Source organism: Pirellulales bacterium, assembly GCA_035499655.1.
Classification (GTDB): domain Bacteria; phylum Planctomycetota; class Planctomycetia; order Pirellulales; family JADZDJ01; genus DATJYL01.
In genome coordinates this window covers 1-11,702 of record DATJYL010000080.1, presented here as the reverse complement: position 1 = coordinate 11,702, position 11,702 = coordinate 1, and the positions used below count along the sequence as shown (strand labels likewise).

Annotated in this window: 12 protein-coding genes; 5 read left to right on the top strand and 7 right to left on the bottom strand. The window is 55.4% G+C overall.

What is annotated here, in order from left to right:
* From VMJ32_05830 to VMJ32_05805, 6 genes are all read right to left on the bottom strand, one after another.
* A partial coding sequence (locus VMJ32_05830) for a hypothetical protein (GenBank protein HTQ38525.1) occupies window positions 1-326 on the bottom strand: 326 nt, incomplete at its 3' end.
* A gap of 29 nt (window positions 327-355) precedes the next feature.
* Complete coding sequence (locus tag VMJ32_05825) at window positions 356-982, bottom strand: class I SAM-dependent methyltransferase (protein ID HTQ38524.1); 627 nt, start codon at window positions 980-982, stop codon at window positions 356-358.
* Between the two features lie 88 nt (window positions 983-1,070).
* Window positions 1,071-2,201 (bottom strand): NAD-dependent dihydropyrimidine dehydrogenase subunit PreA, encoded by a 1,131-nt coding sequence (gene preA / locus VMJ32_05820; protein ID HTQ38523.1) that lies wholly within the window; start codon window positions 2,199-2,201, stop codon window positions 1,071-1,073.
* Between the two features lie 118 nt (window positions 2,202-2,319).
* Window positions 2,320-2,595, bottom strand: coding sequence for a hypothetical protein (locus VMJ32_05815; protein ID HTQ38522.1), 276 nt, complete (start codon window positions 2,593-2,595; stop codon window positions 2,320-2,322).
* A 538-nt stretch (window positions 2,596-3,133) separates the two neighbouring features.
* Window positions 3,134-4,036 carry an HNH endonuclease gene (locus VMJ32_05810; protein ID HTQ38521.1) on the bottom strand — a complete coding sequence of 301 codons (903 nt, stop codon included), beginning with the start codon at window positions 4,034-4,036 and terminating at the stop codon, window positions 3,134-3,136.
* Window positions 4,037-4,115: 79 nt separating this feature from the next.
* A complete protein-coding gene (locus VMJ32_05805; protein HTQ38520.1) occupies window positions 4,116-5,486 on the bottom strand; it encodes an aspartate aminotransferase family protein in 1,371 nt (456 codons plus the stop codon).
* 346 nt (window positions 5,487-5,832) lie between these two features.
* Between VMJ32_05805 and VMJ32_05800 the strand changes: the two genes are divergently transcribed.
* The 3 genes from VMJ32_05800 to VMJ32_05790 all read left to right on the top strand — a co-directional run bounded on the left by VMJ32_05800 (window position 5,833) and on the right by VMJ32_05790 (window position 8,479).
* Window positions 5,833-6,117, top strand: coding sequence for an autorepressor SdpR family transcription factor (locus VMJ32_05800; GenBank protein ID HTQ38519.1), 285 nt, complete (start codon window positions 5,833-5,835; stop codon window positions 6,115-6,117).
* On the top strand, window positions 6,114-6,824 hold the full coding sequence (locus VMJ32_05795) for a DUF1648 domain-containing protein (GenBank protein ID HTQ38518.1): 711 nt from the start codon (window positions 6,114-6,116) through the stop codon (window positions 6,822-6,824). The genes VMJ32_05800 and VMJ32_05795 overlap by 4 nt, the downstream gene beginning before the upstream one ends.
* A gap of 119 nt (window positions 6,825-6,943) precedes the next feature.
* Window positions 6,944-8,479: an NCS1 family nucleobase:cation symporter-1 gene (locus VMJ32_05790; protein HTQ38517.1), complete on the top strand. Its 1,536-nt coding sequence runs from the start codon at window positions 6,944-6,946 to the stop codon at window positions 8,477-8,479.
* A gap of 150 nt (window positions 8,480-8,629) precedes the next feature.
* On the opposite strand, the gene VMJ32_05785 is transcribed toward VMJ32_05790, so the two are convergent.
* Entirely contained in the window at window positions 8,630-9,499 is an 870-nt protein-coding gene (locus VMJ32_05785; protein ID HTQ38516.1) for a nitrilase-related carbon-nitrogen hydrolase, read from the bottom strand.
* Between the two features lie 134 nt (window positions 9,500-9,633).
* Between VMJ32_05785 and VMJ32_05780 the strand changes: the two genes are divergently transcribed.
* Window positions 9,634-10,038 carry a hypothetical protein gene (locus VMJ32_05780; protein ID HTQ38515.1) on the top strand — a complete coding sequence of 135 codons (405 nt, stop codon included), beginning with the start codon at window positions 9,634-9,636 and terminating at the stop codon, window positions 10,036-10,038.
* A gap of 15 nt (window positions 10,039-10,053) precedes the next feature.
* The gene (locus VMJ32_05775; GenBank protein ID HTQ38514.1) at window positions 10,054-11,610 is read left to right on the top strand and encodes a CoA-acylating methylmalonate-semialdehyde dehydrogenase; all 1,557 of its coding nucleotides are present in this window, start codon (window positions 10,054-10,056) and stop codon (window positions 11,608-11,610) included.
* Window positions 11,611-11,702 lie beyond the last annotated feature (92 nt).

The window sequence follows — 11,702 nt, the reverse complement described above, 5'->3', positions numbered from 1 at the left end:
ATTTCATAATGCTCGCGCGGTGTATATTCTGGAAGATATTTCCTTGCCTTTTCACACTTCCGGTCCACGTCAATAACTGACTTGAAGATTTTCCATCTCCAGTGCTTCTTTTGGCTTTGAAATTCATTTTGATTTTTAACTTGCTCGGCCTGCGTTTTGAATTCTTCCGTAATGGGAAGAGCCCTGATATAGCAGATGGGGCCAGCCCATCGATGTATAAATGGACGACCATCACGCACAAATTGAGGCACCTCATCTAACCGATTCGTTTCCGAATTCCGCAATGCCAAAAAGCCGCAGTCCCGACACTTATCAATTTTTTCCATAGCGCACCCCTTTGAAAAGTGCGCCAAATTTATCGAAACTTTACACTTGTGTCAAGTATACAATCCCGAAAACAATCAACCACCACCAACCGCCCACCGGGTCGCAGCAATCGGTGCATTTCAGCCAAAGCCAGCCGCATATCGGCCGTTTGACAAAATGTTTCCACGCCGAACGCCACGTCAAAGGCCTCGTCGGGAAAACCGAGCGCCTCGTAATTCCCCTGCAAGTATTCCACATTTGCCAGGCCATCGGCCGCTTTCCGTGCTGCCGCCACATGTTGACACGTCAAATCCACACCCACAAAGCGACACTGCGGATGCCGACGTGCCAAATGCAGCGTGTTGAAACCATTGCCGCAGCCGGCTTCCAAAATTCGCTGGGCCGCACCCGCTGTGGCGGACTCGATGTGCCGCTCCACAAATTCCGCTTGGGCATAGTAACCCGCCGGATCGAAGCTGCCGTTGCGGTTTAGCGCTAAGTGCAAAGCGCCGTCGCTGCAGTGGAACAGCCGATAAGCGTCATCGCTTTGTTGGTAATACTCCACCACGTCCGCCAGCGCGATGTTTTTCTCGGCAATCCGCTCCAGGTCGAACGCCAGCTGCAGCGTGTTCAAGCTTTCCGCCAGCGAACGATCCGGAATGTCAGCCGCGTTCACAATGAGTTTCCTTACCACTGCTCTACGGCACGCATATCTTGTCACGTGCCCTACACACTTCACTACTCACCCCTCACCACTCACCTGCTCACCCTCTGGCCAACGCATCCGTCTGCTTCACAAACTCGTCCCCTTTCCACTCACTGTCGGCGCGAATGGCCTTGCCGTCTTTCGTGGCCGCCGCTTTCGCCTTCCGCGCTTCCGCCTGTCGGGCCACCAAATCGTAATGCGTGGTGAAGTATTGCAGCGAATGCCCTTTGAAATCGGCGATGGTTTTGAAATTGTGCTTATCCATAAACGCCGACAGCTCCTTGCACATGTCGTGAATGCAGCGGTAACCCACCTTCATCACGTACGTGCAAACCTGCACCGTGTCGCTGCCCAGCAAAATGAACTGCGCCGCATCGCTCCCCGTTTCCACGCCTCCGATGCCCGACAGCGTGCGCCCCGGAAACTCCTTCTTAATCACCTGCGCCACTTCCATGCACATCCGCAGCGCGATCGGCAGCACGGCCTTGCACGAATACCCGCCGGGCGTGGTGTAACCCTCCACGCTCGGTTCCGGCCGGAGCGTTTCTAGGTCGATGCCAATCACACTGCGAATCGTATTAATCGCGCTAATCCCATCGCAGCCGGCTTTCAACGCAGCCCGTGTCGGGTCTTCAATGTGCGTGACGTTGGGCGTCATTTTCGCCCACACCGGCACTTTGGCCGCGCTCATCACCCAGCCGCAAACCTCGGACAAAATTTCCGGGTTCTCCCCCATCGCCGAGCCCATCCGCCGCTCCGGCAAACCGTGCGGGCAGGAAAAATTGCACTCGAAAGCATCCACGCCCACGTCCTGGCAGCGTTCGACAATTTCCACCCAGGCGTCTTTTTTGAACTCCTCCATGATAGAGCAAATCAGCACGCGGTCCGGGTATTTATCTTTCACCTGCTTGAACTCGTCGATCCACGTGTCGAACGGCCGGTCGCTAATCAGCTCGATGTTTTCCCAACCGATAATTTCCTTCGACTCCGCCGTGCGCAACCGCCCATACCGCGGCTGCACGTTAATCACCTTCGACGAATCCAGGCTAACTGTTTTGCAAATGACGGCCCCCCAACCCTCGTCAAACGCTTTGCCGATAACATTCGCATTCGTCCCCGGCGGCCCGGAACCAATGACAAAAGGATTGGGCAGTTTCAAACCGTTCACAGTGGTGGATAAGTCGGCCATGGCGAGTGAGGGTGCTTGAGATTTTGAAATGGTGACTGTAAATGTAGCGGCGGCTGTCCTCAGCCACTGCAGCGCCAAACGTGCTCCATGACGGCTGGGGACAGCCGTAGTTACATCATCATAATCTTTCGATTTTCACAATTTCACCCTGATATGGCCAATCCTCAGAATTGGCAACCAAACCAGCGCGAACCGGATTCAGGCGCACATATTCCCATTTTTGCTCGTAACTTTCGGCATTCCGGAGTAAATGATCGAAAAATCCCGGCTGCCAATTTGATTCGACATTGTTCTCGGTTTCTAAGGCGGCCGACATCGCACGCTTCAATCCTTTGATCCATTCGCCGAGTTTGATATTCACAACATACACAAAAAGATGAACATGATCGGGCATAATCACTTAACGTCCGATAATTGCCGCTCGCATTTCAACGCCGCGAGTGCAATAGTCACGAAAGGCAGCATGGACTTCGTCCCTGGCGAGGATGGGCTGGCGACGGATCACGTTAAAAGTAACAAAGAAAAGTGGCGATTCGTAATTGGGAAATACCTCATCTAATCGCGGCGGCTTCCCGGGATAGTTCTTGGCCTTCATAAATGTGTGACCCAATACAATGTAGCGGCGGCTGTCCCCAGCCGCTGCAGCGCCAACTCGCACTTCCTGACGGCTGAGGACAGCCGTCACTACATTTTTTCAATTGGTAGTCACCCAATCCAGAAAATGTAGCGGCGGCTGTCCGCAGCCGCTGGAGCGCGTTTCGGTTTCAATTACTCAAGTAGATCTCGTTTGCGAAGCAAAACACGTCGTTTCTTACTGGCGCTACGCTTACCTCGCTTGCGACTGACAGCAGGCAACTTGCCCATCATACTATCGCCCCAAACATGCAAGCGATTCGGACTGGTTTCGCCTTTTCTTGACATTTCAAAAGCCCTCACACTTCACCGTCAAGCAAATTGCTCTTGCCGCCGTTACATGTCTTACAGAGTGTCTGTAGGTTGTCGAAAACGGTTTCCCCGCCTTTGCTCCAGGGAAGAATATGATCGACTTCCAAAAGCACTCCCGGAGTTGTTGCTGGGCTCGCACCACAGCAATGGCATTTGAATCCATCTCGACGCATCACGAGAAATCGTAGCCGCCATGAGACACTGCGTTGAGTCTTGTGTTCGCATCTCTGTAGACCCGCCGCCGGCAGCAATTGCTTGTGGATTTCCAAATTCCCATTGGATTCGCACTCGTTTGCTGAATTGGCGGAATCAGTGTTTATGTACTCTACGAAACTCTCGAGCGCCTTTCGCCAGGAACCGAATCTACGGCAATACGTTTCAACACAAATCGCGGAAAGTGGTTTTCGTATGTCCTCATATCTTGGTTGTCTTCCAAGAGCTTCCCAAACTATCTCAAGGTTCCTATACAGTTCTTCAATGGACCTGCGCGGTGAATATTTACTTTCATCTTTAAGACCCGCAGCGATGATAGCAGCAGCCCAGCTTCCAAAGTTACGACGGAAGGCCTGTTGGCTGTATTTGCCGAGCTTTTTGTATTCTTCAAACGTGAGATAATCTTTGTTTAGCCGGCTCGCAACATCAATGAGATCGGCTACACAGTCCTGCTTCGGAATGTTATTGCGTTTGCGAACCTGTAAGCCTGCTAATTGAACTGCTTTGTTCCAGCTTCCAAACCTCCTAACAAAAGTGGCGGGATGGAGCCTCCCTGCTTTCTCATATTCCTCAGTTGAAAGCGACACTTTGCTGAGCTCTGCGGAAACTCTCTTGAGGTCCGCCAATAGAGCCTCATCTGTCAAGCCACGATTGTCTGGAGCTAACTCAAATTTCATCGCTATTTACACCGATCGCCTATGAATTTAGCTGCCACCTCCCTCCTCATGACGGCGGGGGAAAGCCGTCGCTCCATTGTCAATTCTTCCGCCCCTCAATCTCCCCCAACACTTCATCCAAGCAATCCACCATAAAATCGGCGTCGTCAATCGTGATGCACATCGGCGGTTTGATGCGCAGCGTGTTGCCGAACAGGCCGCCCTTGCCGATCAAGAGGCCGCGGTGTTTGCACAATTCCAGCACGTCGGCGGCTTCGGTGTTGGCCGGCTCTTTGGTTTTGCGATCGCGCACCAATTCCACGCCCAGCATCAGGCCCAGGCCGCGTACTTCGCCAATCAGCTTGTGCCGCTCCTGCAATTCTTTCAGCCGTGTTTTCAAATGCCCGCCGACTTTTTTGGCGTTCGCTTGAATGTTCTCCTGATCGATCACTTCCAGTGTGGCCAGTCCTTGCACCATCGAAATCGGGTTCCCGCCGTAGGTGTTGAAGTGGATGCGGTTCTTCATCATCTTGGCAATTTCCATCCGCGTGGTGCAGGCGCCCAGCGGGGCGCCGTTGCCGATGCCTTTGGCCATGGTGACGATGTCCGGCGTAACGCCGAAATTTTCGAAGCCCCAAAAATGATCGCCGGTGCGGCCGAAGCCGGTTTGCACTTCGTCGGCAATGCACAGCCCGCCCGCTTTACGCACAATGTCGTACACAATTTTGAAATACTCCGGCGGCGGCGTAACGGCGCCCCCCACGCCTTGAATCGGCTCGGCAATGAACGCCGCCACTTGCCCGCTGGTTTCGTACTTGATCACATTCTCCACATCGTGGGCACACTTCAGCCCGCAACTGGGATATTCCAACCCGTATGGGCAGCGGTAACAGTACGGGGCCAGCGCGTTTTTCACGCTGATCGTGGGATTGGTTTTGAACTTCCACGTGCTGTGGGCCGTCAGCGCCATCGTGGCCTGTGTGCCGCCGTGGTAGCAGTTGCGCAGACTGATGACTTCGCTGTTGCCGGTGAATTCGCGCGAGGAAAGAATCGCAATTTCGTTGGCTTCGCTGCCGGAATTCGTGAAGTACGTGACCGAAAGATTGCTCCCTTCCGGAAAATGCTCGGCCAGCTTCTTGCCGAATTGCCCGATGGTGGGATGCAGATAAATGGTCGTCACGTGCTGCAACTTGCCGACCTGCTCCTGCACTTTTTTGACAATTTGCGGGTGGCAGTGGCCGACCGAAACCGTGACAATGCCGGCAAACGCATCGAGATATTGCTTCCCCTTCTCGTCCCACAAGTACTGCATTTTGCCTTCGACCAAGAGCAGCGGCTCTTTGTAGAACGTCAAAAGGCCAGGCGTCAGATATTGCTGCCGCAGGGCCAGCACTTCTTCACGGCTGGGGCCCTTGTACGGCGTGGGCTTATGATCCGAAATCGGCAGCGAAGCATGCGTTTGCGTAGCCACGGACAACCTCCAACTGTATTTGCTGTTTCCGTTTGATAGTTTGACATTTGATTTTACCGGTTGCTGGCCCCCTTCGCTATGCCGTTGAGCAGGGTAAGCGAATCGCAGCCGCCCGCATGGACACGAAACATTTCCACCGCCCCTCCTTTTGGCGGCATCGTTGTTTCTCAGTTTCCCAAACAGAGGGGTTTTGAATTGCTCAGTTCGATTTCGATCAATGAAATTCATACCCATCGGACTTGCTTGACGCGATTCCTTCGCCCAGCTATATTTCGGTAATTAGCGAAATATCGAATTAAGCGACAAACAAGCATCAGCCGCCGCCAGTTCGCAAAAAATTCCAGCCATGAACGCCGTTTTCCAAGCCCTCAGCGATCCGACCCGCCGCGAAATCTTGCGCCTGCTCCGCAAGCGCGATCTCACTGCCGGCGAGCTGGCCGAAAAATTCCCGCTCGCCAAATCGACCCTGTCCGGCCACTTCAACATTCTCAAACATGCCGGGCTGATCGTGGCCGAGAAAAACGGCACCAGCATCAGGTACAGCCTCAATCTGTCGGTCGTGGAACAAACGATGGCCGCCGTGATGGAACTGTTCGACGTCGGCAAATCAACCAAAAGGGGACAATCATGAAACCGACCTGGCGCACCGAATTACCGCAATGGATCGCCATCGCTGCCATGTTCGCCGTGGCCGCTTGGGCCTGGCCGCGGCTGCCGGAAACCATTCCCATTCATTGGAATTTGAAAGGCGAAATCGACGGCTACGGCAGCAAAGGCGTCGGGCTGCTCTTGCTGCCGCTCGTGGTGCTCGTGCTGTATGTGTTGATGCGGCTGCTGCACCGCATCGACCCCGGCAAGCAAAATTACGCCGTATTTACCGGCGCATTTACGGCCATTCGCATGGCATTCACGTTTTTCATGGCGGCACTGTACGCCGCTTGCACGCTGGCGATATTCGGCCACAAACTGAACATCACCACGTTCGTGTGCTTCGACATCGCCGCACTGTTCCTCGTCATCGGCAACTTCATGAGCAAAATTCGGCCCAATTGGTTTGTCGGCGTCCGCACCCCCTGGACCCTGTCCAGCAAATTATCGTGGGATAAAACTCATCGGCTCGCCGGCTGGCTGTTCGTGCTGATGGGTGCGCTGGTCGCCGCGCTGGGCCTCGTCCAAACCGGCTGGATGTTGATGGTCATGCTCGCCATTGACGCCGCCTGCCTGGCCTGGATGTTCATCTATTCCTATCTCGTCTACCGTGACGACCCCAACCGCACTTCCCCCGCCGGCGTTTCGCCCAGTGCTGACGACACAGAATCGGCCCACATTTCCCGCTAATTCCAGGCGTTTGGCGTTGACCGAACGCTCACGGCTGCTTTTACTGGAAGGGCCTGCAAGCCGTGCTCGTCTGCCGCCGCATCGAAATCGATCTTCCCGTGTAATCTGAAAGTGCATTCATGCAGCCAACTGCTTCTTCCTCCGACGGCATTGTCGAACTGGCCGAATATCCCTTCGGGTCACCCTACTTCAGCCCCGATTTGGCCCCCGTCAACCGCGCCGGCCGACGCTGGGGAATGAAAGATATTGCCGTCCTCTGGATCAGCATGTCCGCCTGCATTCCTACGTACATGCTCGCCTCCAGCCTGATTGACGGCGGCATGAATTGGTGGCAAGCAGTCCTGACGATTTTTTTGGGCAATATCATTGTACTCGTGCCCATGATCCTCAACGCGCACGCCGGAACGAAATACGGAATTCCGTTTCCCGTGTATTGCCGGCCGAGCTTCGGACTGCTAGGAGCCAATATCCCAGCCTTGCTACGAGCGCTGGTCGCCTGCGGCTGGTTCGGCATTCAGGCCTGGATTGGCGGGGGAGCGCTGTACAGGATTGGAACAGTGTTTTTTCCACAATGGGAACAGCTACCCAAGCTGTTTGCCGACCCAAGTGTTCACTTCGCCGGTGTGAATGCCGCCGAGCTTGCCTGCTTTTTTGTCTTTTGGCTGATTAATATTTGGGTGATTTACAAAGGGATTGAATCGATTCGCATTTTGCTGAACTTCAAGGCGCCGCTATTGATTTTGTTGGGCCTAGCGTTTTTAACCTGGGCGTATGTGCGGGCGAACGGATTTGGCGAAATGCTTTCTAAGCCCTCGGAGTTTTCCGACGGTGGAGCGAAGGCGGGGCAATTTTGGGCATTCTTTTTCCCCGCGCTGACGGCGAACGTTGGCTTTTGGGCCACCCTTTCGCTCAATATTCCGGACTTCAGCCGATACGCTTATTCACAACGCGATCAAGCGTGGGGCCAAGCCTTGGGCTTACCAACCACAATGGGGCTGTTCTCGTTCATCGGCGTGGCCGTGACCAGCGCCACCGCCGTCATTTACGGCAAGCCGGAATGGGACCCGGTTGTCGCGCTTAGCCGGTTCACCAATCCCGTGGTTCTGATCTTTGCCATGGCGTCGCTCTGCCTGGCCACCTTGGCCACGAACATTGCCGCAAATGTCGTCAGCCCGGCAAACGACTTTGCTCACTTGTGGCCACGAGTAATTAACTTTCGCATTGGCGGATTTATCACGGGCATCATCGGCATTTTAATGCAGCCGTGGAAACTGATTGCCGATCCAACCGGATACATTTTCCGCTGGCTAGTCGCTTATTCGGCTCTCTTGGGTGCCGTCGGCGGCGTGCTGATTGCCGATTATTTTGTCATTCGCCATGCCCGGCTCGATCAAGCGGGCCTTTATCGCAAACACGGTCCCTACTGGTACCGCGGCGGATTTAACCCGCTGGCCGTCGTCGCGCTGTTGGCTGGAATTGCTCCCTGCGTGCCAGGTTTTTTGGCCACGGTCAACGAAAAAATCCAACTGCCTGCGATCTGGACAGATTTGTATCACTATGCGTGGTTCATCAGCTTTGGCATATCGTTCGCGCTTTACATCGTGCTGATGATGCTGTTCAGCCGAAACAATTTGGCCGCGAATGAACGCAGATAAACGCGAATAGCAATTGGCCAGAAAAATCGCCGCTTTCAAATTGCGTTCATCCGCGTTGATTTGCGGCTAATTGTTGCCCAAAAGCGCGACCAACGGTCGCGGCTTGATAACCCGCGTCCATCCGCGCAATCCGCGGGCAATCGCCGTGCCTCACGGCGCGGTAATCGCCCCGTACGTTTCCGGCCGGCGGTCGCGATAAAACTGCCACGTGTTGCGCACTTCGCGAATCATGTCGAAATCTAAATCCGCCACCACAATCTCGTCCTTGTCGCGGCCGGCCACCGCAATCAACTGCCCGCGCGGATTGCAAAAATAGCTTTGCCCGTAAAATTCGCCAATCCGCCACGGCTCTTCCCAGCCGGGCCGATTAATCGCTCCCACCCAGTAACCGTTGGCCACCGCATGCGCCGGCTGCTCCAGCTTCCACAAATATTCGCTCAACCCCGCCACCGTCGCCGACGGATTGAAAATAATTTCCGCTCCGGCCAAACCCAAGCACCGCGCCCCTTCGGGAAAATGCCGGTCGTAGCAAATGTAAACACCCACTTTGCCAATCTGCGTGTCGAACACCGGATAACCCAAGTTGCCCGGCCGAAAATAAAACTTCTCCCAAAAGCCAGGGTTCACCTGCGGAATGTGGATTTTGCGAAACTTGCCCAGCCACTTGCCGTCGGCGTCAATCACGCTGGCCGTGTTGTAATACACGCCGCTCATGTCTTCTTCGTAAATCGGCACCACCATCACCATGTTGTGCTTTTTCGCCAGCTCGCACATCAGCTTGGTCGTGGGCCCGTCGGGAATTTTTTCCACCAGGTCGTACCATTTGGTCTGCTGCTCGGCACAAAAATACGGGCCGTAAAACAGCTCCTGCATGCACAACACTTGGGCCCCTTTGTCGGCGGCGGCGGCAATCATCGCCACGTGCTTGTCGACCATCGATTTTTTAATCTTCGCCGGCGCCGCGGTCCCCGGCTCGCTGAGCGTGGCCTGAATGAGTGCCCCCCTAACCATGCGTGCCATGAAAGGTCTCCCGATAGCGATTTCTCGTTAAATCCTGTATAATAACGACCTTGGTGAGACGACAAAAGCCCTTGGGTTTCTCAATATGCGCAGATCAGCCACCAAGTTCGATCTAGCTCATCGTGAGGTGACTTATGTTTCTCACACTTCTTGTGGTCACGTTTCTGGTTGCCAGCGCAGTTTCGACCATTGTCATTGTTTTGTTTAGGAAGCCGGCGCGTCTGATTCTCCAGCGGATCATTGCCGACACGATCAGTACGGTTTGGCTGCGCTATCTGATGTTTGCGCTGTTCGTTGTTGGTATTTCCAGCGGAGTACGGATTCGCGATTTAGAGAAGTACATCACTAAGCCGGCGGGGGAACACACGGAGATTACCCCACTAACGGCTGAGCGCTGGGTATTGGAAGTTTACCGAACCATTGTCGAGACGTTACAGGGGTTAGCATGGGCCTTGCTCGTGTTCTTCATTTGCACCTTGTTTGCATATATGATTGTGCGAGTGTTCGAACTAAAGCGGCCAAAGGCCGAAGCAAGCTAACTTGAGGAGCTCTTGATGGCCACCGCCGAAACAAAAAAATCCACCCCATCTGCGGCCGCCGCAAATACATCCACCGCCGTACCCGATGTCAAACTCCTCATCGGCGGCCAATGGAAATCGTCCAAAACCACCCGCTGGGGCGAAGTCTTCAATCCCTCCCGCGGCACTCTCATTGCCAAAGTCCCGCTGTGTGCCGCTGACGAAATCGATGCCGCCGTGCAGGCCGCCGCCGCCGCGCTGCCCAAATGGGCGGAAACACCCGTCGTCGAACGCACCAAGGTCATGTTCCGCATGCGCGAGCTCATGACCAAACATTTCGACGAACTCGCCGCTCTCGTCACCCGCGAGCATGGCAAAACCGCCGCCGAAGCTCGGGCCAGCGTGGAACGCGGCGTCGAAATGGTCGAATTCTCCTGCGGCATTCCCAGCCTGATCATGGGCCAGCAGCTCGACAACATCGCCACCAATGTCGATAGCGAAACCAGCCGCCACCCGGTCGGCGTCTGCGTCGGCATCACGCCGTTCAACTTCCCCTGCATGGTTCCACTGTGGATGTTCCCCGTGGCCATCACCTGCGGCAACACGTTTGTGCTCAAGCCGTCGGAAAAGGTGCCGCTCAGTGGCGTGCGCCTGGGTGAACTGCTGATGGAAGCCGGCCTGCCCCCGGGCGTGTTCAACATTGTCCACGGCGATAAAGAATGTGTCGACGCGCTCCTCACGCATCCCTTGGTCCGCGCCATTTCCTTCGTCGGCAGCACGGCCGTCGCCAAGCACGTGTACGAAACCGGCACGAAGCATGGCAAGCGCGTGCAGGCAGCCGGTGGCGCAAAAAACCATCTCATCATCATGCCCGATGCCGATCTGGGTCAGGCCGTCAAAGCCATTCAGGCTTCCGCCTTCGGCTGCGCGGGCGAACGCTGCATGGCCGGCAGTTTGGCCGTGCCCGTGGGCGGCATTGCCGATTCGCTGGTCGAAGGCCTCGTGAAAGTTGGCAACGAAATGAAAGTCGGCCCCACCGACGGCGACGCCACGGTCGACATGGGCCCGGTCATTTCCTCACAGCACCGCGACAAAGTGGCCTCGTATCTCGATGTCGCCGCCAAGGAAGGCGCCGCCGTCGCGCTCGATGGCCGCAAGCGCGATCTGCCTGCCGATGGTTTTTTACTCGGCCCCAGCGTGGTCGATCAAGTGAAGCCCGGCATGCGGCTGGCGAAGGAAGAAATTTTCGGCCCGGTCCTCTCGGTCATGCGGGCGAAAAACCTGGACGACGCCCTGGCCATGGGCCGCGATTGCGAATACGGCAACGGGGCCTGCATTTTCACCAGCTCCGGCCACGCCGCCCGCGAATTCAAGCGGCACTTCAACGCGGGCATGATCGGCATCAACGTCGGCGTGCCCGCCCCGATGGCCTGGTTTCCCTTCACCGGCTGGAACAAATCGTTCTTCGGCGATTTGCATATCCAGGGCACCGAAAGCATCGCCTTCTACACGCAGCAAAAAATGACGCTCACCCGCTGGTTCAAATCCGCCAGCGAAGACACCGCCGACCCGGTGTGGAAGACGAAGCGGTGACGGTTCAATTAGCTCAATAGCGTGCAATTCTCGCGCGGCCACTTATCGGTTTCTTGTGAGACACTCAGTACATCGCGCAGCGAATCCTAACG